This is a genomic window from Enterobacter cloacae complex sp. GYL001 (genome assembly GCF_049237125.1).
GTDB classification, from domain to species: Bacteria; Pseudomonadota; Gammaproteobacteria; order Enterobacterales; family Enterobacteriaceae; genus Enterobacter; species Enterobacter hormaechei_C.
This window is the reverse complement of the sequence record NZ_JBMKGW010000001.1, coordinates 27,654-48,856: the sequence shown is the minus strand read 5'-3', so window position 1 is coordinate 48,856 and position 21,203 is coordinate 27,654. Positions and strand designations below refer to the sequence as shown.

At 59.1% G+C, this 21,203-nt stretch carries 16 protein-coding genes and 2 pseudogenes; 8 read left to right on the top strand and 10 right to left on the bottom strand.

The window, feature by feature from the left end; genetic code table 11:
* Positions 1–12 precede the first annotated feature (12 nt).
* Together alsS and budA are read right to left on the bottom strand one after the other, a co-directional pair.
* Positions 13–1,734 carry an acetolactate synthase AlsS gene (alsS, locus tag ACOTWU_RS00230; RefSeq protein ID WP_152818972.1) on the bottom strand — a complete coding sequence of 574 codons (1,722 nt, stop codon included), beginning with the start codon at positions 1,732–1,734 and terminating at the stop codon, positions 13–15.
* The gene (budA, locus tag ACOTWU_RS00225) at positions 1,706–2,485 is read right to left on the bottom strand and encodes an acetolactate decarboxylase (RefSeq protein ID WP_126499165.1); all 780 of its coding nucleotides are present in this window, start codon (positions 2,483–2,485) and stop codon (positions 1,706–1,708) included. Before budA ends, alsS begins: the two co-directional genes overlap by 29 nt.
* A 105-nt stretch (positions 2,486–2,590) precedes the next feature.
* On the opposite strand from budA, the gene ACOTWU_RS00220 reads away from it, so the two are divergent.
* On the top strand, positions 2,591–3,472 hold the full coding sequence (locus tag ACOTWU_RS00220; protein ID WP_003858850.1) for a LysR family transcriptional regulator: 882 nt from the start codon (positions 2,591–2,593) through the stop codon (positions 3,470–3,472).
* Positions 3,473–4,020: 548 nt separating this feature from the next.
* Here the strand turns inward: ACOTWU_RS00220 and ACOTWU_RS00215 are convergent.
* Positions 4,021–4,689, bottom strand: a complete 669-nt coding sequence (locus ACOTWU_RS00215) for an epoxyqueuosine reductase QueH (protein WP_023296073.1) — start codon at positions 4,687–4,689, stop codon at positions 4,021–4,023.
* A 369-nt stretch (positions 4,690–5,058) separates the two neighbouring features.
* Positions 5,059–5,211, bottom strand: a pseudogene (locus ACOTWU_RS00210) (ketopantoate reductase C-terminal domain-containing protein); the annotation flags it as partial.
* Between ACOTWU_RS00210 and ACOTWU_RS00205 the strand changes: the two are divergent.
* The 4 genes and pseudogenes from ACOTWU_RS00205 to ACOTWU_RS00190 all read left to right on the top strand — a co-directional run.
* Positions 5,207–5,430, top strand: a pseudogene (locus ACOTWU_RS00205) (glutamate-cysteine ligase family protein); the annotation flags it as partial. The pseudogenes ACOTWU_RS00210 and ACOTWU_RS00205 sit on opposite strands and share 5 nt — an antisense overlap.
* Positions 5,431–5,773: 343 nt before the next feature.
* The gene (locus ACOTWU_RS00200) at positions 5,774–6,265 is read left to right on the top strand and encodes an Hcp family type VI secretion system effector (RefSeq protein ID WP_003858859.1); all 492 of its coding nucleotides are present in this window, start codon (positions 5,774–5,776) and stop codon (positions 6,263–6,265) included.
* A gap of 10 nt (positions 6,266–6,275) precedes the next feature.
* Positions 6,276–6,632 carry a tlde1 domain-containing protein gene (locus ACOTWU_RS00195; RefSeq protein ID WP_006809708.1) on the top strand — a complete coding sequence of 119 codons (357 nt, stop codon included), beginning with the start codon at positions 6,276–6,278 and terminating at the stop codon, positions 6,630–6,632.
* Positions 6,629–7,063 (top strand): hypothetical protein, encoded by a 435-nt coding sequence (locus ACOTWU_RS00190; RefSeq protein ID WP_040117345.1) that lies wholly within the window; start codon positions 6,629–6,631, stop codon positions 7,061–7,063. The genes ACOTWU_RS00195 and ACOTWU_RS00190 overlap by 4 nt, the downstream gene beginning before the upstream one ends.
* Before the next feature lie 52 nt (positions 7,064–7,115).
* Here ACOTWU_RS00190 and ACOTWU_RS00185 read toward each other — a convergent pair whose 3' ends face one another.
* Entirely contained in the window at positions 7,116–8,006 is an 891-nt protein-coding gene (locus tag ACOTWU_RS00185) for an oxidoreductase (RefSeq protein ID WP_126499146.1), read from the bottom strand.
* A 105-nt stretch (positions 8,007–8,111) separates the two neighbouring features.
* Between ACOTWU_RS00185 and ACOTWU_RS00180 the strand changes: the two genes are divergently transcribed.
* Positions 8,112–9,233, top strand: coding sequence for a YbdK family carboxylate-amine ligase (locus ACOTWU_RS00180; RefSeq protein WP_047732821.1), 1,122 nt, complete (start codon positions 8,112–8,114; stop codon positions 9,231–9,233).
* On the opposite strand, the gene ACOTWU_RS00175 is transcribed toward ACOTWU_RS00180, so the two are convergent.
* The 3 genes from ACOTWU_RS00175 to ACOTWU_RS00165 all read right to left on the bottom strand — a co-directional run bounded on the left by ACOTWU_RS00175 (position 9,163) and on the right by ACOTWU_RS00165 (position 16,206).
* A complete protein-coding gene (locus ACOTWU_RS00175; protein ID WP_126499145.1) occupies positions 9,163–12,318 on the bottom strand; it encodes an efflux RND transporter permease subunit in 3,156 nt (1,051 codons plus the stop codon). The genes ACOTWU_RS00180 and ACOTWU_RS00175 overlap by 71 nt on opposite strands.
* Before the next feature lie 9 nt (positions 12,319–12,327).
* Positions 12,328–13,392 (bottom strand): efflux RND transporter periplasmic adaptor subunit, encoded by a 1,065-nt coding sequence (locus ACOTWU_RS00170; protein WP_126499144.1) that lies wholly within the window; start codon positions 13,390–13,392, stop codon positions 12,328–12,330.
* A 105-nt stretch (positions 13,393–13,497) separates the two neighbouring features.
* Positions 13,498–16,206 carry a cation-transporting P-type ATPase gene (locus tag ACOTWU_RS00165; protein WP_047052874.1) on the bottom strand — a complete coding sequence of 903 codons (2,709 nt, stop codon included), beginning with the start codon at positions 16,204–16,206 and terminating at the stop codon, positions 13,498–13,500.
* A 488-nt stretch (positions 16,207–16,694) separates the two neighbouring features.
* On the opposite strand from ACOTWU_RS00165, the gene ACOTWU_RS00160 reads away from it, so the two are divergent.
* Complete coding sequence (locus ACOTWU_RS00160; protein WP_003858875.1) at positions 16,695–16,943, top strand: DUF1158 domain-containing protein; 249 nt, start codon at positions 16,695–16,697, stop codon at positions 16,941–16,943.
* Here ACOTWU_RS00160 and ACOTWU_RS00155 read toward each other — a convergent pair.
* Positions 16,929–18,497 (bottom strand): alpha/beta hydrolase-fold protein, encoded by a 1,569-nt coding sequence (locus ACOTWU_RS00155; RefSeq protein ID WP_126499143.1) that lies wholly within the window; start codon positions 18,495–18,497, stop codon positions 16,929–16,931. The two genes, ACOTWU_RS00160 and ACOTWU_RS00155, sit on opposite strands and share 15 nt — an antisense overlap.
* Positions 18,498–18,620: 123 nt before the next feature.
* Here ACOTWU_RS00155 and ACOTWU_RS00150 point away from each other — a divergent pair, with 123 nt between their 5' ends.
* Positions 18,621–20,765: a TonB-dependent siderophore receptor gene (locus tag ACOTWU_RS00150; protein ID WP_047365376.1), complete on the top strand. Its 2,145-nt coding sequence runs from the start codon at positions 18,621–18,623 to the stop codon at positions 20,763–20,765.
* 73 nt (positions 20,766–20,838) lie between these two features.
* On the opposite strand, the gene ACOTWU_RS00145 is transcribed toward ACOTWU_RS00150, so the two are convergent.
* Positions 20,839–21,180, bottom strand: coding sequence for a RamA family antibiotic efflux transcriptional regulator (locus ACOTWU_RS00145; protein WP_003858880.1), 342 nt, complete (start codon positions 21,178–21,180; stop codon positions 20,839–20,841).
* Positions 21,181–21,203 lie beyond the last annotated feature (23 nt).

The window sequence follows — 21,203 nt, the reverse complement described above, 5'->3', positions numbered from 1 at the left end:
CCTTATATTGATTCACAAAATCTGGCTGAGATGGAGCTGGCCCATCAGCAGCGGGTTATCGCTGTAGTCGACGGGAATGGCCACCACGGCCGGGCCATCGACATCCATTGCCGCACGCAGCGTCGGCTCAAGCGCGTCCGCGCTCTCGACGGCAAAGCCTTTCGCACCGAACGCGTCGGCATAGGCTTTGAAATCGACCGGGCCGAACTCGACGCCGGAAAGCCTCTGGTATTTTTTCTCTTCCTGGATGGCCACCATGTTGTAGGCGTTATCCACCCAGATGATGTGCAGCACGTTGGCGTTCAGGCGTACGGCGGTTTCCAGCTCCATGCTCGACTGCAAAAAGCCGCCGTCCCCGGAGACCGAGACCACCTTGCGCCCCGGGTTGACCAGCCACGCGCCAATCGCCCACGGCAGCGCCACGCCCATGGTCTGCTGACCGTTGGAGATCATCACCTGACGCGCCCGGAAGCTGTAGAGGTAGCGGGCGATCCAGATGTGGAAGCTGCCCATGTCGACGGTGAGCGTTACGTCGTTATTCACGATGTCCTGCATGGCGCGCACAATGCGCAGCGGATGCAGGGCAAACTGGTTAAGCGATGCGCCGCGACGGTCGAGGAGGTCCCGCTGATGCTGGCGATCGACAAGAATTTCCGAGGCGCGCTGGCTGAGTTCAAGTTTGTGCTCGATTCGACTGGCAAGCAGATTCAGCGTGGCGGCAATATCCCCGACCAGTTCCAGATCGGGAACATACTTGCGCTCCTCATAAGCGGGCAGCACGTCAATGTGCACCAGCGTGGCGTCGCCGCTGTTCCACATGGACGGCTCGTACTCCACCGGGCTGTAGCCGATGCAGATAATCAGGTCCGCCAGATGCAGCAGCCGGTCGCCCGCCTGGTTGTTAAAGAGGCCGACGCGTCCGGCGAAGCGGGTGAAGTGTTCCTGATTCACCGCCCCGGCGGCCTGATAGGTGCTGGTGACCGGAATACGGCTTCTCTCCAGCAGCTTATGCAGCGCGGCGCTGTTGGCGGGCTGGCTGGCCATCAGGCCGAGTAAGATGACCGGGTTTTTGGCCTTCGCGATAAGCTTCGCCACGTCGTTGATGGCTGACTCCGGCGCCGGGCCCATCAGCGCCGCGGTGCTGGCGGGTAAAATCGCCCCCGTGGTGGGCTGGTCGACAATATCCTGCGGCAGGCTGACAAACGCCCCGCCCGGCCTGCCCTGCTCGGCAGCGCGAAACGCGTTCGACACCACCTCGGCAATCGCGTCCGGTGAATTAACTTCGACGGCGTATTTGGTGACCGGGCTGAACATGGCGACGGTATCCATGCTCTGGTGCACCAGTTTCGCTTTATCTGCCCGCTTCACCGCCCCGCCCAGCGCCACCACCGGGTCACCTTCGCTGTTGGCGGTGGCGATGCCGGTGATCAGGTTGGAGCAGCCCGGCCCGGAGGTGACCAGCGCGACCCCGGCCTTACCGGTTAGCCGCCCTACCGCTGCCGCCATAAACGCCGCGTTCGCCTCGTGACGCACCGGGATAATCTCGATGGAGGAGTCCAGCAGGGAGTCAAAGACCTTGTCGATTTTTGCGCCCGGTATGCCGAACACCTGCTTCACACCCTGCGCTTCCAGCTGGCCGACAACCATATCGGCGCCGTGCGCCCACTGACGTGACTGTTTCTCACTGTTCACGGTAGTTCTCCTGTTAGTTTTCGACGGCGCGGATAGCCGCATCAAGGTTGCTGGGGTGCAGGTTGGCCTGTAAAAACGCGCTGTCGGCGGGCAGGTCAATCATCAGCTTGTGGATTTCGCCGAAGGTGAGCACGCCGTTCTCCAGCTGATAGTCGAGCAGGTGGCCCCCGCCCTGACGGTCGTCGGTGATAAAGTGTTCGTGATAGCCCGCCACGTTAATGCCCTGCATATGCTGCGGGGTGCGGAACCCGACCAGTACGCCCTCGCGCTGGTTAAAGCGGAACACCGGCTGGTCATCCAGCACGTCGGTCATCGCCCGGTACGGCGGTGTCTGGCGCGGTACGGTGCGGGTGTGCGCGTGGCGGAAATTGCCGTCGATGCGCAGCGCACAGAACAGGTTATCGGAGGGGATTTGCTGGTCGATCACGTCGTGGATCTGCTGACGGCTGACCGGCCCGTCGAAGGCCTTGCGGTACTGCGGCTGGAACCAGGTCATCACCGCGAACGGCGTTTTTTGCTCCGGCTTCGCGGCGCGGGCGCTGCCGTCGGCGCGCAGCTGGTACACCTGACTGCTGAAGGCAATCATTTCACCGTCCAGCTCGTTAAAGGTACCGAGACCAAAATCACCGTGTGCCAGCAGGTCGGCGATGGTCGTCTCCCCTTCGTAGACGCCGCTTAGCAGGGCGCTCATTAGCGATGTCTGATAGATCACGCTGTCAGGATGCTGAGCCGAGAACCCACGCAGGGTCTCGCATAAACTCGCCTCACAGTCGCATGCAAATGAATGCATCATCATGCCCGTCCTCTTCAACTTTATTTATAAAGGTTAAATAAATGTTGACCCGATTCAGCAGAGAGTTCCAATATAGAATCCATGCTGGTTTGAGACGTTTTTGATATGGAACTTCGTTATCTGCGCTATTTTGTCGCGGTAGCACGCGAGCGACACTTCACCAGGGCGGCCAAAGCGCTGGGTATTTCACAGCCTCCTCTGAGTCAGCAGATCAAACGGCTCGAAGAGGAAGTGGGCACGCCGCTGTTCAGGCGCCTGACGCGGGGCGTGGAGCTGACCGAAGCGGGAGAGGCCTTCTATGAGGACGCCTGTAAGATCCTGGCGCTGAGCGATGCCGCGCTGGAGAAAGCCCGGGGCATCGCGCGCGGGCTGAACGGCAGCCTGTCGATTGGCATCACCAGTTCAGATGCTTTTCATCCCAAAATCTTCGCCCTGATTCGCCAGTTTCAGGTGCAGAACATGGCAGTGCAGGTTCACCAGGTGGAAGCCAATATGTCGTCGCTGACGACGATGCTGGCGGAGGGTGAGCTGGATATCGCCTTTGTGCGCCTGCCGTGCGAAAGCAGTAAGGTATTCGAATTAAAAATCCTCGATCGGGAGCCGATGGTGGTGGCGCTGCATCGCGATCATCCTCTGGCGGCATGTGGCGATCTGGCGCTGGATGAGCTGCGGGATACGCCGGTGGTGCTGTTCCCCCAGGAGGTCGCGCCGGGGCTGTATGACCGCGTTTACGGCAGCTGCGAGCGGGCCGGGATCGATATGCAACACACGCTGCAATCCTCACAACTTTCCTCTTCCCTGAGCATGGTCTCCGCTGGCGGCGGGTTCGCGCTGGTGCCGAAATCCATGGCCGCTATTTCTCCGCCGAATGTCACCTACCATGCGCTGCGCTCACCGGAGCTTTATACCGATATCGCGCTCTGCTGGCGGCGTTTTGAGCGTTCGCGGACGGTGAAGCGGTTTCTGGCGATGATGAGCGAGGGGTAGCTACGGTGTGGCTGTGCCCGGCGGCGCTGCGCTTGCGCGGGCCTACGGTTCGTGTCGCGGATAGGTTGGCTTGTTCGCGGTTTTGTAGGCCGGGTAAGGCGCAGCCGCCACCCGGCAATGCCCTTTGGAAGCCGCCTCGCAAACTTTTAAGCAACCTTATGTAATTCAGGGGCATCCCTTTTCATCCCTTCTTCACCTGCAACTTCCCGATTCTGCGGATCTCTTTGAACTGTCTGGCACCTGTGCGGCATACGTGAGCGTACTGGTGGAAACGGACGATGCGGTGACATTTGCCACGCTCTGTAAGCAACTGCTGGGTTGTTAGCGGAGTTTGTGAAGGAGCCTTATATAACGGCTCACTGAGTCGGCCTTATACAAAGGACAACGTTGTTTGATGAATGACTGTTAAGAGCGTTCAGCAGGCTTCGATGCCAGATCGACTTTCAGCCATCTCATGACTAAAAATTACTGTTCGTGCCGGGTGGGGCATGCAATTGTTAGAGGAATGCACAGGAAGGCGGTCACGCCACAGAGGGCGTGACATAAAATCAGGCCTGGTCGTCTTCTTTACCGTAGTAAAGCTTACCGATCTGAATGAGAGGACGGCCCTGGGATTTGCGGTGCAGGTTGCTGTCACGCAGTGAATAAACACAGCCGCAGTATTCCTGCTGGTAGAACTGCTCGCGCTTGCTGATTTCAATCATGCGCGACGAACCGCCCTGTTTCCGCCAGTTATAGTCCCAATAGACCATACCCGGATAGTGGGCGGCGGCTCGCTGACCGCAGTCGTTGATTTGCTGCATATTTTTCCAGCGAGAGATGCCCAGTGAGCTGCTAATCACGTTGAAGCCATTTTCAGCGGCGTAAAGCGCAGTCCGCTCAAAGCGCATGTCAAAACACATGGTGCAGCGAATGCCGCGCTCGGGTTCCCATTCCATGCCTTTGGCGCGCTCAAACCAGTTATCTGTATCGTAATCCGCATCGATAAACGGTACGCCGTGCTGTTCGGCAAAGCGAATATTCTCATCCTTACGAATCAGATACTCTTTCTGCGGATGAATGTTCGGATTGTAGAAGAAGATGGTGTAGTCGATCCCTGAGGCCTGGATCGCCTCCATTACCTCACCAGAACACGGAGCGCAACAGGAGTGCAGCAGCAGTTTATCTGCCCCGTTTGGGAGTTCTAGTTTAGGGCGTTTGAAATCAGCGGTAGTCATAAATTTATTTGTTGAGGTAATGAGGACTGAAAACAGTGTAGCATCAGAGCTGTGCTATCGGGAATGGCGGCCAGTCTCATACATATCCCGCAATGCCTGTTATTGACACATAGCGGACGCATCTTTCACACGTTTCTATATAACCTGGTTAGCAAAACTATCTCCGCTGCACTTCTTCTCAGCAAGCAATTCCTGAATACGCTACGCAAATTAAACAAATATTTCAGGCCAAGATAGATCAGGCACGTTAACGCTGGATCATATGCGCGCTGGCGAAGCGTTTTGGTTTGCCGGTGAGCGCATTTGTGGGGAACTGATGCGAGGTTTTCACCCAGACCAATTCCCCAGACGTTAATACCACTATCTCTCTCACCCCGGCCCCTCGCTCCCCGCCGCCAGCAGCGGCACCACCACATCGCTGACGGGCACCGCAATCCCGTGCCTGCGGCCGTAGCGCTGGATCACGCCGTTGCGGATGTCCCACTCCATCAGGCGATCCGCCTGACGGTCGGACAGGATCGACAGCATTAAAGATCTGCACTGGGACATTCGCCCCAGCCCGCACATTAGCACCATGCAGGTGCGGTCGACGGATAAGCCGCTGACGCTCAACAACGCGATTAATATCGCCTGGCTGATCCAGGCCACGTCACACTGGCTGCTGACCACGCGGCCTTATAAGCATCAGGAACGGGATTTTCTGCGGTACCGCTTTACCGTTTTCAGGTGTGTCGCTACGGATAGGTGGATATTCAGACGAGCCGTTATGAGTTTTTAAACAATTAATAAAGAGTCAAATAGACAGAATACCCAATAAACATTCAAGTATTTATTACATCTTCAATTAATATTCACTTAATTATTATTTAAGCAAAACCACCGTATTAATCATTAACAATTTATCCAGATCCAAACCATAAGCCCCCATACTTTCTTAATTTGCATCAACGAAACCGCAGATCGTTTTATATCCACCCTGTACAAAATTGACGGCCAATTTTGTACGCGCTAGCGTTGCACTAGTTACGTAACTAGCTAAACCATAAGGTCTTTTCAGGATTTCCTTAAATGGAGTTTTAAACAAATGGCTATTCCCGCTTATTTATGGCTTAAAGATGACGGCGGCGCCGATATAAAAGGCTCTGTCGATATATATGGACGTGAAGGTAGCATCGAGATTATCGCCTTAAATCACGGCATAATGCAGCCCACGGACAAGCATAACGGCAAGGCGACAAGTCTTCGCATCCATTCCCCCTATTCTTTCGATAAAGAGATCGACGCTTCCAGCCCCTATTTGTACAAGGCTGTTAGCACGGGCCAGAAGCTAAAATCCGCAGAGATAAAGTTTTACCGTATCAACGATGCTGGTCAGGAAGTGGAATATTTTTCCACCCTTCTGGAAGGCGTGAAGATCGCCAGCGTCTGTCCAATGATGCTTGATATCAAAGATCCTGACTATGAGAAGCATAACCATCTTGAGCTGGTAGAGCTGCTCTATGAAAAAATTACCTGGCGCTACGTGGACGGTAACATCATGCATTCAGATAGCTGGAATGACCGTAAGACGGCATAAGGAGAACGTTATGGGATGGAAGTATGAGCAATCAACTGGCAAGATGTATAAAGACGGCAAATTAATTGAGACAGGATATTCCGGTGCCCTTACCAATAAAAATAATCCGGACCGTCAGCATGTGAAGGGTCTGGGTCCATTGCCGCGCGGAACATATAAAATTGCGGGACATTCGAATTCTAAAGGACCCATTACCATTATCCTTGAGCAAACTTCGGGAGAGAGTTTTGGTCGTTCAGAGTTCCGCATTCATGGTGACCATAAGTACGGTCCAGCCGGATTTGCTTCGGAGGGGTGCATTATTCTCTCACTGTCAACGCGACGTAAAATCCTTCGTGACGGCGGTGAGCTTGAGGTAGTGCGATGAAATACCCAATCGTCCTGCTGCTTTGTGCGCTCACTGTCCCAGCCATTGCAGCCAGCACTGACTGGCCATCAGCACTTCATGGAATCGCCTCAGGTGACACACACTGGATTGAGCAAGCCCCAACGCTGGCTGCCACGGCTGACGTCAGGCAGGCGCAACTGCTGGAGGATGCTTTGGCCGCAGCGCTCACAACAAACACCAGCGCCACACTGAAAGCGCTCCAGACCATTGACGCGGGAAAGTGGCCGCACGTGGTTGGCAGCGATATCGTCTGCACGCCGCCTCTAGAGAAATCCCCCGCCGAAGTCGACGCGTTCTATCAGCGCACCCGCCGGGCGCTGCTGGATACGGTTGAGGGTGCTCAGTGCCTCTGGATCCTGGAAGCAACAATGGAAGAGCTAAACGCTGAGAAAGCCCGTCAGGGTAAGTAAGAGAGTTACCCGGCGCACAACGGCCGGGTCTTCCTTCTCGCCAGACCCTGGCTCACCCCGACCCCTCGCTCCCCGCCGCCAGCAACGGCACCACCACATCGCTGACGGGCACCGCAATCCCGTGCCTGCGGCCATAGCGCTGGATCACGCCGTTGCGTATGTCCCACTCCATCGGGCGATCCGCCTGACGATCGGCAAGGATCGACGTGCCTAAATCCACTGGCGCGCGCTGGAAGTTCGCCAGGATCTCCTCCGCCACCGCATCGTCCAGCTTCGCCCCTTCGGCGCGGGCGACGGTAAGCCCCTCGCGCAGGTAGGCCAGCGCCAGCTCGCTGATATCCTCGCGCCTGAACATCCCGGCGCGGCGATTGGCCAGCACCATCAGCCCGGCGACCGCGTTTTGCAGCAGCTTGCGCCAGGCGACGGTAGTGAAATCTGTCGAGAGCTCAACGTCACAGCGCGTGCCGCGAAGCGCCTCGACCACCCGCTGCGCCTGCGGCACGTCCGGCAGCGTAAGGCGCGGTTTGGCGCGCAGCCAGACGGAGGCATCCGGCTCGCGCTGGGCAGGGAACCAGACCACCGAGGGCAGCACCGTTGCGCCATTGACCAAAGGCGCAAGCTGGGCTTTCTGCTCCACGCCGTTTTGCAGCGCGCAGACCACGGTGTTTTCATCGCACAGAGCGCGCAGCCACCCGGCGCTGTCGGCATTTTGCGTCGTTTTGACCGCCAAAAAAACGAGGTCAACGGGGCGCGTAATGACGCTGGGATCGGTGAGTACCGGACCGGGCACCACAATTTCACCCTCATCATGACGCAGGCGCAGTTCCGGATGCGCGGTGCGCCCACACAGCAGCGGCGTGCGGCCCGCTTCATGCAGCACCGCGGCGATGGTGGTCCCAATCGCACCGGGTCCTGTCAGCGCAATGGTTGGATAGTCAGACATGGATCACTCCCCTTTTGCTAAGCCTGCTATCAGTTATACCACCCTGAAAAGAGCGCGCCACGCCCATTGTCTATACTCAACTCATAACAGACAACGGAGTGCGCCATGCCTTTACCCGACTTCAAATCCTCTGAACCTTATACCCTCGGCATTGAGCTCGAACTCCAGGTGGTTAACCCGCCGGGTTACGATCTGAGCCAGGACTCCTCTGCCCTCATCGCCGCCGTCAAAGACGACATCAAAGGGGGGGAAGTCAAACACGACATCACCGAAAGCATGCTCGAAATCGCCACCGGCGTGTGCCAGACCATCGACCAGGCAGCGGCGCAGTTTTCAGTGATGCAGCAGAGCATCCTGCGCGCGGCGGAAGATCAGCATATCCAGATCTGCGGCGGTGGGACGCATCCGTTCCAGAAATGGCAGCGGCAGGAAGTGTGCGACGACGAGCGCTATAACGTCACGCTGGAGCGCTTTGGCTATCTGATTTTGCAGGCGACGGTGTTCGGCCAGCACGTACACATCGGCTGTCGGACCGGGGACGACGCCATTTACCTGCTGCACGGCCTGTCGCGCTTTGTGCCGCACTTTATCGCCCTGGCCGCCGCATCACCGTATATGCAGGGCACGGACACGAAGTTCGCCTCATCGCGTCTCAACATCTTCTCGGGCTTCCCGGATAACGGTCAGATGCCGTGGGTCAACAGCTGGCAGGAGTTCGAGGGGCTGTTCCGCCGCCTGAGCTCCACCAGCATGATCGACAGCATTAAGGATCTGCACTGGGACATCCGCCCCAGCCCGCACTTCGGCACCGTCGAGGTGCGGGTGATGGATACGCCGCTGACGCTCAGCCACGCCATTAACATCGCCGGGCTTATTCAGGCGACGTCGCACTGGCTGCTGACCGCGAGGCCGTATAAGCATCAGGAACGGGATTTTCTGCTGTACCGCTTTAACCGTTTTCAGGCCTGTCGCTATGGGCTGGAAGGCATTCTGACGGACGTGCATACCGGCGAGCACAAAACCGTGGCGGAAGATATCGCCTGGCTGCTGGAGCAGGTTGCGCCGTCGGCCGAGAAGCTCGGCGCGACAAGCGCAATCAATGAGATTGCCCTGCTGTTAAAGCAGGGCAAGAGCGAGGCGCAGCGCATGCGGGACTTTATCGCCGATGGCGGCTCGCTGATTTCTCTGGTGCAGAAGCACTGTGAGCTGTGGGCGACGAGTCCGTAAGGCCGTGGCCCCACTCGCGCAGGCGCTGGAACAGCACGAACAGCGCCGGGATGAACACTATCCCCACCACGGTCGCCACCAGCATGCCGCTGAACACCGTAGTGCCGATGATGCGGCGGCTCTGGGCACCCGCCCCGGTCGCCAGCATCATCGGCAGGACGCCGATAATGAACGACACGGCGGTCATCATTACCGCGCGGAAGCGGCGCGATGCCCCCTCCCGTGCGGCATCGACAATCGCCATTCCATCCATGCGCCGGGCGCGGGCAAACTCCACGATAAGAATTGCGTTCTTGGCGGCGAGGGCTATCAGTAGCACCAGACCTATCTGCACATACACGTCGTTGGCGTAGCCCGCCAGCCACAGCCAGACCAGCGCCCCGCCGATGGCGAACAGCACCGAGAGCATCACGCTCGCCGGCAGCGTCCAGCTCTCGTACTGGGCGACGAGGAACAGCCACGCCATCACCACCGCCGCCAGCACGATCCATATCGCCTGATTGCCGGTCTGCTGCTCCTGATACGACATGCCGCTCCAGGCGTAGTCGTACCCGGCTGGCAGGTTTTCCGCCAGAATCTCGCCCATCGCCGCCATTGCGGTGCTGCTGCTCACCCCTTCCGCTGCCGAGCCGCTCACCGATACCGACGGGAACTGATTGTACTGCTGAATAAATGGCGCGCCGACGGTCGGCGTGATGGTGACGAGGTTGCTCAGACGCACCCGCTCGCCGCTGTTGCTGCGCACGAACAGGTCGCTGATTTGCTCCGCGCGCTCGCGCCACTGCATCTCGTTCTGCATCACTACGTGGTAGACGCGGTTGTTGACGCTGAAATCCCCGGCGCGCGTGCCGCCAAAGGCGGTTTGCAGGCTGCTGAAGATGCGCGACACCGGCACGTCGAGGCGGGCCGCGCGCTCGCGGTCAACGGTAAGCGTCATCTGCGGCACGTTGCTGCTCCAGGTGGTGAACACGCGGCTCAGCTGCGGGTGCTGGTTGGCTTTCGCCAGCACCTCACGCGTCACGCGCTCCAGCTCCGCCGGGCTTTGCCCCGCCTGCGCCTGAATGCGCAGGTCGAAGCCGGAGGCGTTGCCCAGCCCCGGCAGCGTCGGCGGCGCAAAGGTCATGATGGTCGCTTCCGGCAGGGCCAGCAGCTGGCGCTGAAGGGTGCCCATCACCTCATCCAGCGGCGGACGCTCGCTCCAGTCTTTGAGCATGATGGAGATAAACCCGCCGTTCGATGCGCTGGTGCCGTTGAGGATGTTAAACCCGGAGACCTGAATCACGTCTTCTACCGCCGGGTTGTTAGCGATCAGCTCGCGCGCGGTGGTCATCACCGCTTCGGTGCGCTCCAGCGAGGCTGCCTCCGGCAGCTGGACGCTGGCGAAGAAGTAGCCCTGATCCTCCTGGGGCAGGAAGCCCTTTGGCATCGACATGAAGCTGAATACCACCACCGCCGTCGCGCCTGCGGTGGCCAGCAGCGCCAGCCACGGACGGAGGTTGAACACGCTCACGATCCGGGTGTAAAGCGTGCGCGTGGCGTCCAGCCCGCGGTTGAACCCACGGAAAATCGCGGCGGGCTTTGCCGGACGCGGGCGCAGCAGCAGCGCGCAGAGTGCCGGCGTCAGGGTGAGCGCCACCAGGCTTGAGAGCGTGACGGCAGTCGAGAGCGTCACCGCGAACTGGCGGTACAGCTCGCCCACGATCCCCGGCAGGAGCGCCACCGGCACAAACACCGCCAGCAGCACCAGCGTGGTGGCAATCACTGGCCCGGCAATCTGGCGCAGCGCCAGCGCGATCGCCGCCGTACGGCTCTGCCCTTCCGCCATCAGCGTTTCGACGCTCTCCACCACCACGATGGCGTCATCCACCACCATGGTCAGCGCCAGAATGATAGCGAACAGGCTCAGCGTATTGGCGGAGTAGCCGAGCGTATAGAGCACCGCGAAGGTGCCCACCAGCGACACCGGAATGGCAAGGGCAACAATCAGCGTCGCGCGCCAGCTTTGCAGGAACAGGGACACCACGACCACCACCGCCAGCATCGTCAGCGCCAGCGAGACGCCAATCTCTTTGATGGTGGCGGCCACAAACGAGGTGGTGTCGAATTTGACTTCATAGACCAGATCGTCCGGGAAGCGCGTGGATAACCGTTCCAGCTCCGCGCGCACCGCATCGGCCACGCGCAGGGCGTTAGCGGACGGCGTCGGGTAGATGCCGAGGTAGGCGGAGTCGTGCCCGTTCAGCTGCGCGCCAGAGCTGTAGCTGCGCGAGCCAAGCTCGATGGTGGCGACGTCCTTCAGGCGCACCAGCTGCCCCATCTCCCCGGCGCGGATAATGATGTTGGCAAAGTCGTCGGCCTGATTTAAGCGCCCCAGCCCGTTAATGGTCAGGGTCTGCTGCTGGCCGTTAAACACCGGCGGCGTGCCGACCTGGCCTGCCGCCCCCTGCACGTTCTGCTCGCGCAGCGCCTGCGCCACGTCATCGCTGGTCACGTTCAGGGCGTTCATGCGGTCCGGGCGCAGCCAGATGCGCATGCTGTAGTCCCGTGCGCCAAACATCTGTACCTGCCCGACGCCCGGCAGACGCGACAGCGCCTCGCGCACCTGGGTGCTGGCGTAGTTGCTGACGAACAGCGGCGTGTGGGTGTTGTTCGGTGAGTAAAGGCTTACCCCCATCATCAGGTTGGTGGCGCGCTTGCGCACCTGCACGCCGTTTTGCTGCGCCTCGGTCGGCAGCTGCGCCACGGCCTGCGCCACGCGGTTCTGCACGTCGATGGCGGCGAGATCCGGGTCGGTGCCTGCCGCAAAGGTAATGTTCAGGCTATAGCTACCCTCGTCCGAACTGGTGGACTCCATATAGAGCATATGATCCACCCCGTTCAGCTGGGTTTCCAGCGGCGTGGCGATGGCCTCCGCCACGTCAGCCGAGCTGGCGCCCGGCCAAGACGCTGACACATTCACGACCGGCGGGGTAATCTGCGGGTACTGCTCCACCGGAATAATCCTCAGCGCGATGGCCCCCAGCAGGGTGATAACCAGCGCAATCACCATCGCAAAGCGCGGGCGTTTGATGAAAAACGTCAGCATGATGGCTCCTTAATTCAGTATCTGGACGGCAACGCCTGGCTGCACGCGCTGCGCACCGTCAGTAATCGCTCGCTCACCGGGCTTCAGGCCGGAGGCAATCTGGAACTGCTGGCCGATCTGCCCGGCGACCTTCAGCGGACGCATTTCGGCTTTATCCTCGGCGTTAACCACCCAGGCAAAGAACCCGTCGCCATTCTGCTGTACGGCAGCGGCGGGCAGAGTCAGCACCGGTTGCTCGCTTACCGGACGCAGGTAGACGTTCACGTTGCCGCCGGGCAGCAGCTGATGGCGCGGGTTGGCGAACTCGGCGCGCAGCATCACGCTGGCGGTGCGCGGGTCGATGCGGTTGTCCACGGAGGTCAGTTCCCCGCTGATGCGCTGGCCGTTGCTGTCAATCAGCGCCTGCCAGGCCTGCTTCATGGCGCTGATATCCGCATGCTGTCCGGCTTTGGTGGCAAACGCGCCCTCTTCCAGCGCAAAGGCAATGCGGATCGGATCGAGCTGCACCACCTCCACCAGCACACCGCTGGCAGGATTCACCAGACTGCCGACGTGAAAGTTGCTGTGCCCCACGCGCCCGTCAATCGGTGAGGTAATGCGCGTGTAGTTGAGGGTGACGCTGCGGGTCTCGAGCCGGGCTTTCGCCTGCTCCAGCGCGGCGCTCGCTACGTCGCGCTGCATGCGGGCGTTGTCCACGTCGTGGCGGCTGATGGCGTTGCTGCTGCCCAGGCTTTCAAAGCGTGACAGCTGCTGCTGCGCCTGACGCAGCGTGGCTTCGGCGCTTCTCACTTCGGCCTGCGCCAGACGCAGGGCGGCGCGCGGCTCGGCGTCGTCCAGTTCGAACAACACGTCGCCTTTTTTCACGTACTGCCCGTCGCGGAAGTGGATTTTCGTTATCACGCCTTCCGTGCGGGCGCGCAGCTCAACGGTGTGAATGGCTTCAATGCGGCCCGGGATCTGACGCTCGGCGGCGTGGGCGGTCTGCTCCACGGTGGCGACACGCACGGGAATGGCGGCAGCGAATGCGGGTGGCAGGGTGCAGACGAGGAGTGCGAACAGGAGTGGGAATTTCATGGGAGTACCTCAGGGTTGTTGCCCTCACCCCGGCCCTCTCCCACAGGGAGAGGGAGGTCAGAGTTCCCTCTCCCTGTGGGAGAGGGTTAGGGTGAGGGCAAAAGGTTATGCAGCCTTACGGAACCTGCGGGTCAGTCGCTTCTCGATTTCGACGACGAAGAACATCACCCCCGCCACCGCCAGCGTCACGAACCAGTAGCGCAGCGGCAGCGCTTCGGTGCCGAACAGCATCTGCATAAATGGCAGGTAGATAATCGCCGCCTGGAGCAGGAATAGTACGCCCGTCACCAGCCAGATCCCTTTGTTCGCCAGCAGGCCGCGGTTCAGAGAGAACCCGTCGGTGTTGCGGCAGTTAATCATGTATACCCACTGGGCGCAGACCAGCATCTGCAACAGCACGGTGCGGATAAACTCCGCGCTGTGGCCGCGCGGGGCCAGCCAGGCTTCCAGCGCAAAGGCGGCGATGGCAATCATGGTGCCGACGAAGGCCACGCGCCAGACGGCGTAGGCGTCCATCACGTGCTGCCCGGTCTGACGCGGCGGGCGGCGCATAATGTTGCGCTCGGCGGCCTCAAAAGCCAGGCCGAAGGAGAGCGTGGCGGAGGTCGCCATGTTCATCCACAGGATCAGCACCGGCGTCAGCGGAATGATGTTCCCCGCCAGCAGCGCAATCACAATCAATAGCCCCTGCGCCAGGTTGGTCGGCATGATGAACAGGATGGTCTTCTTCAGGTTGTCGTAAACGCGACGCCCCTCTTTCACCGCGCTGGCGATGGTGGCGAAGTTATCGTCCGTCAGGACCATATCCGCCGCCTCTTTGGTCACTTCCGTGCCTTTGATGCCCATCGCGATACCCACGTCCGCCTGGCGCAGCGCCGGGGCATCGTTCACGCCGTCACCGGTCATGCCGACGATTTCGCCTTTGTCCTGCAACGCTTTCACCAGGCGCAGCTTATGCTCCGGGCTGGTACGGGCGAAGATGTCATACTTCACCGCCGCTTCCGCCAGCTCGGCGTCGTCCATCTTCTCCAGCTGGTAGCCGGTAACCGCCTGCTCGCTGTTGGTGATCCCCAGCATCTGGCCGATGCTCATCGCCGTCTGCGGGTGATCCCCGGTGATCATCTTCACGCGGATCCCCGCCTGCTGGCAGGCGTTAATCGCCTCAATCGCTTCCGGACGCGGCGGATCCATCATCCCGGCAATGCCGAGGAAGATCAGACCGTGGCTCAGGTCGTCGTGAGTTAATGCCTGCTCGCCGTTCGCTGGCTTGAACGCCGCGGCGACCATGCGCAGCCCCTGACGCGCATAGCGCTCCATCTCCGTTTCCCAGTACGCGCGGTCAAAGGCTTGCGCACCGTTGCGGGTCTGCTGCTGCTCACACAGGGCGAAAATCACGTCCGGCGCGCCGGTGATCAAAATCTGCTCCTCACCGCCAATCTGGTAGTGGGTGCTCATGTACTTGTACTGCGAGTCGAACGGGATCTTGTTGACCAGGGTGGTCTCGACCGGCGCGAGGTGCGCTTTCGCCGCCAGCACCTTCAGCGCGCCCTCGGTCGGGCCGCCGGTGATGCCCCACAGCCCGCGCTCGTCCTGAATCAGCTGGCTGTCGTTACACAGGTCGATGGTGCGCAGGTACTGCTCCAGCACGGTGCCCGGCTGGATCTGCACCGGCTCGTCGCTGCCTTCGAGATAGATGTTGCCCACCGGCTCGTAGCTGTTGCCGTCCACGCGATAGCAGGTGTCGGCGGTGATGATGGCTTTCACCGTCATCTCGTTCATGGTCAGGGTGCCGGTTTTATCCGAGCAGACCACGGTCATCGCGCCCAGGGTTTCAACCGTCGGCAGCTTGCGGATAATCGCCCGCTTGCGCGCCATCGCCTGCACGCCCAGGGAGAGGATAATGGAGATAATCGCCGGCAGACCTTCCGGCACGGAGGCTACCGCCAGGCTAATCAGGGAGAGCAGCAGCTCGCCCATCGGGATCTCGCGGAACACCAGGCTGAAGACAAACAGCGCGGCCATCATCGCCAGAATGATGGCGAAGATCGCTTTGCCCAGCTTGTCCATCTGCACCAGCAGCGGGGTGCGGTGTTTTTCAATGCCCGCCATCATCTGGTTGATGTGGCCGAGTTCGGTCTCCTGGCCCGTGGCAATGACCACGCCAACGCCGCCGCCCGCGCTAACCGTCGTACCGGAAAAGACCAGGTTCGTGCGGTCGCCCAGCGGTAATTCGCCGTTCAGCGGGTTCGTGTGTTTATCCACCACGGTGGATTCACCGGTCAGAATTGCCTCTTCCACGCGTAAATTATGCGCTTCGATTAAGCGCATATCCGCCGGAATACGATCGCCTGCGCGCAACACAATAATATCGCCCGGGACGATTTCCGTCGTCGGGATAGTTTCATGGTTGCCGTTACGAATAACGCGCGCCTCGCTGGAGAGCATATTGCGAATACTCTTCAGGGATTTTTCCGCGTTACTTTCCTGAATGTGGCCAATTAAGGCATTGATTACCGCCACGCCCAGAATAACCAGCGTATCAACCCAGTGTCCCATTACTGCCGTTAATACGGCGGCGGCCAGCAGGACGTAAATCAGGACATCGTTAAAATGCGCGAGAAAACGCAGCCAGCCCGGCTTGCCTTTTTTCTCCGGCAGCGCGTTCGGGCCATGCTTCTGTAAACGCGCCTGCGCCTCGGCACGGTCCAGGCCATTAGCCTGGCTCTGCGCCTGAGCAAGCACCTGCTCTACGGTCTGCTGGTACGCCTGCCCGCCTGCGGGTGGCATATTCTGCGAGAAATTTTTTTTGGTCATGGTATTTTTCCTTCAATATCCGGTGGACGGAAGCCGGAATTCCTTTCTGGCTTTAAATAATTCATTTTTAAGTCTTGCGGGTTAAATTGATCTACCGCAATATATTGACTACCCGGTTATTCAAAACTGATTAAAATTATTTCGACGCGTTGATTTTTACAAAATATTTCTAAACCAACACTAAACGAGGAGGAAGCATGTTTGGTATTTATCGCGGACGGCGTCTGGCGTTATACATTGTCGCAGCCATTGTTATTGCGACGTTAATTGGATATAGCACCTATAGCTTTGTAAAATTATTTTCGTGAGAAAGACGTTTATTTACATAACGCGATATTAATTTAATCGCCCCGAAAATATTATCTATTTTCTGTTATTAATTCGCAGAATAACGGTGGCCTTTTACCCAATTTTGCCAGCGGGGATGATATTGCTTTACGTTTCAGGATGCCGGACAATGACATTTTTAACTGACGATTAACATTACGATGAAACACCCGTTAGAATCGCTGCTCACCGCAGGGGGCATTTTGCTGATGGCCCTGCTCTCCTGCCTGCTGTTACCCGCGCCGTCGCTGGGTCTGGTGCTGGCGCAGAAGCTGGTTCAGACCTTTCATATGGTCGATCTGAATCAGCTGTACACCATTCTGTTCTGTCTGTGGTTTTTGGTGCTCGGCGCCATCGAATTCTTTATCCTGCGTTTCATCTGGCGCCGCTGGTTTTCACTGGCGTCGTAAGCCAGTGAGATCGCGCATCCCGTGGATCAGCGCTTCACACCAGGCCGCGTAGTCGTGGCCGCTGGATGAGGGGTGGAAGCTGACGCGATAGCCTTTTTTCCTCAGCACCTGTTCAAAATCCTGCGTGGTGCGATAGATGCCGCCGCCCGGTCCCGTGGTTTCAAACTTCCCGGCCTGTAACCAGAAGCGCACCGGATACGGTGGAGACTGTTGGTACTGACGCGTCAGCCAGCCGGGAGCGTCACCTTCCGGCGCCCACCAGTAAGAACCGGAAAGGCTCAGCACGTTGCCAAACAGGCGCGGATAGCGCAGCGCCACCCATGAAGAGGCAATTCCCCCGTAGCTTGATCCTGCCAGTACGGTTTTCTGCCGCTGCATGCCGATGCCCTTCCCCCGCAGCCACGGCAGCAGCTCGTGCGCCATAAAGTCAGCAAAATCCGGGTTTGGTGGCAGCTCGTTGCCGCGACGGGCGTGATCGAGGCTGTCGATAAACACCACGTTAATCGGAGGCAGGTGATGTCGGGCAATCAGACCGTCCAGCACGTTGGCAAAATGGTATTCGTCCTGATAAACCTGTCCGTCGAAAAGGATGAGCGTCCAGCGTGCAGGCTGTGCGCCGCGCGGTTGGTAGATCATCACGTCGCGGGCATTGCCGAGAATGTTGCTGCTCAGCCTCTGGCGGCTCAACGTCCCGTGCACCAGCGGCTGTGCCGTAGCCCGAACGGAGCAGTAGCGCGCCGGGCTGAGATCGAGCAGAGAATAGCGATTCCAGCGATCGGTCTTCTGCTCCCCAAAGCTATTCGGGTTAAGCGGATCGGCCTGCGCGCTCACCAGGATGGCGCGGCGTTGATCGCGGGCAGAGCCTTCAACGATCGGCACATCGGGGGCGAGCTTGTACTGCATCACCGTATCAGCGGGGACCACGTAGCTGCGGAACCAGACGTCGCTGTTGCCCAGACGGAACAGCGGATCGTGATCCCCCGCCGGCGAGCCGAGAATGAAGACGTTATCCCGCGCGCCGCGCCACAGAAAGGTCACGCGCTTATGGCCCGCATCTACCGGCTCCACCATCGGCGTTCCCTGTCGACGCTGCGCCTGCCAGAACGCCTCGGTACTTCCACCGGCAGAAATGACGTTTGCCAGCGCCTTCAGCGTCGGGCTTTCTGGCGCCAGCATCTGCACGCGTGGTAACGGAGAGGTCTCTTTCATCCGCCACTGAAAACGCCACGGCTTGCCAGCTTCGCCGTGTAGCACCAGCGAGGTGTTCTGTTTCACCGGCAGGGCAAACAGCAGCGTGTGTTCCCCGTCCGCAGGACCGTTTTCGATCAGCGTGCGGATGCGACGGTTTTGCCCATCCAGCAGGCGCGCATCCGTCACGCCATGCAGCGTGGCGGAAACGTAATTTTCATCCAGCTCGGGCAGGGAGAAGCAGACTTCGCCGCTGGCATCAAACTTTCCCTGAACATCGCCCTGCCGGGACGACTGCTCGCACGTTGCCGCCACGGCGGGCAGCGCGCCGATCCCCAACAGCAACCCACTCCATACCCTCTTCATTACCGCTTGTTCCCCAACGAAATTTGTTAACAACGCTAATGCAAATGGTAATAATTTGCAATATCATCAACGGCGTTTTACCGGTGTTTTTATGGCGATAGCAACCAAGGACGTTCAATAAAAATGTTTAAAAATAATAAGATAATGCAGCTCTGGCTGCTGAGTCTGGCGACGACCAGCGTCGCGGCTCAGGCAGAAACGAAAGAAGAAACGATTACGGTGACGCAGGGCGTGACTGAAGAGCCCACTGCGCCCGTAAAAGGCATTGTGGCGACGAAAACGCTCTCCGCCACCAAGACCAGCGCGGAGATCGTGAAGACGCCGCAGTCGGTATCGGTGATCACCCGCGATCAGATGAACATGCAGGACGTCACCTCCGTTTCGCAGGCGCTGCGCTACTCGGCGGGCGTGTTTACCGAGTACCGGGGCTCGTCTAACCGTAACGACGAGGTGTTTGTGCGCGGCTTTAGCTACGTGCCGAAATTCCTCGACGGCTTAAGCTTTGGCGCAACGGCTTCCTCACAGACGGGCACAGTTGACCCGTGGCTGCTGGAGCGCGTGGAGCTGGTGCGCGGCCCGGCCTCGGTGCTGTTTGGACAGGTGAATCCGGGCGGGTTAATCAGTATGACCAGCAAGCGCCCGACGGCGGAGGCCATTCACAACGTGCAGTTCCGCACCGGCAATAACGATCTCGCCGAAGGTGCGTTTGATTTCGGCGGCAAGCTGAGCGACGACGGCCGCGTGCTGTATCGCGTGAACGGTATCGCCCGTACGCAGCATAATCAGGTGGACGATTATAAAGAGACGCGGATGGCGATCGCCCCGGCGATCACCTGGTACCCGAACGATCAGACCCGCTTTACGCTGCTGACCAGCTACCAGAAAGATCCGGATGCCGGATACCGCAACTTCCTGCCCGCGTATGGCACGGTGAAAAGTGCCGACGGGAAGTACATCCCGCGCGACTTTAACGTCAGCGATCCGAATTACAATCAATCCTGGCGCGAGCAGACGATGATTGGCTACGAGCTGGAACACCAGTTCGCCGACAACCTCACCTTCCGCCAGAACGCCCGTTACGCCACCATCAAGCAGAAATATCGTTATCTGGTTTACGCCAACAGCGCGGCCAACAGCACGGTGTTGACCCGTCGCGCCCAGCGTGAAGAGCGCACGACCAACGAATTTGGCCTTGATAACCAGCTGGAATATCTGCTGGAGACCGGAAGCGTCAACCACACCCTGCTCGGCGGGTTTGATTACAAGACCAGTAAGGATAAACAGCTGCTGGCGCGCGGGAGCGGCTCACAGTATGACCTCGACTGGACAAACCCGGTTTACGGCGTGAACGTGGATGAAAGTACCTTCAAAACGGCCACCGACGAGCAGCAAAATCTCGACCAGATGGGCCTGTATCTTCAGGATCAGATGAGCTGGAACAACTGGGAGTGGCTGGTTTCCGGGCGCTACGACTGGAGCGAAGTGCGTACCAGCGACTTCACCGACAACAGCTTAACCCAGCAGAACGACAACAAATTTACCTGGCGCACTGGCCTGCTGTACGCGTTTGATTCTGGCCTGTCGCCGTACATCAGCTACAGCACCTCGTTTGAACCGAACCTGCAAACCAACCGTGCGCCGGGCGTTGCGCCATTCAGGCCTACTACCGGGGAGCAGACCGAGATTGGCGTGAAATATCAGCCGGTCGACACCACGCTGATGACCCTGGCGCTGTACGATTTGACTCAGGACAACGTCGCGACCTATAACAGCGCTGAAGGCTGGTTCGAAAATGCGGGCAAGGTGCGTTCGAAAGGCGCTGAAGCGGAAATCCACGCCACGCTGATGGATAACATCAACCTGATTGGCTCCTACACTTACACCGATGCAAAAACCGAAAGCACCACGGTGGCGGGAACTGAAGGCAAAACGCCTGCGCGCATTCCAGCGCATATGGCATCGGCGTTCGCCAGCTATACCGTTCCGGGCGGAGCGCTGAAGAGCCTGACCGCTGGCGTGGGGATGCGCTACATCGGCACCAGCTACGGCGATGCGAAGAACACCTTCAAGGTGCCATCGGTGGATCTGTATGACGCGATGCTGCGCTACGATCTGGGCGAGATGAACCGCAGCCTGAAAGGGGCAAGCGTGCAGTTCAACGTCAATAACGTGGCAGACACGAAGTATGTGGCGTCATGCGCAAGCGATACGGCGTGCTTCTACGGGATTGGCCGGACGGTGACGGCGACGGTGAATTACAGCTGGTAAGCATGGTGCTGTCTGATCCCCTCACCCTAACCCTCTCCCTAAAGGGGAGAGGGCCGGGGTGAGGGGATGTTTTTCAGTGCGCCCGACCGTGGTTTTCTTTGCGATACGCCCCGGGCGGCTGGTTGAAGGTGCGGGTAAAGATGCGGGTAAACGTCTGCTGCGAGTCAAACCCGTAGCGCAGGCAGATATCGTACACGCGCTCGTCTGACTCACGCAGATCGCGCGCCGCCATCAGCAGCTTGCGTTCGCGGATGTAGCGCCCCAGACTTTCGCCTTTGTACTGCATAAACAGCCGCTGTAAATGCCATTTTGAGTAACCCGCATGGCGGGCAATCTCTTCGATGCGTAACGGCTGGTGTAGATTGTCATCAATCCATTCGACAATCGTATCAATGACCTGAGCGGAAATCGTCATACTGCTCTCCCCCTCTGCTTCTC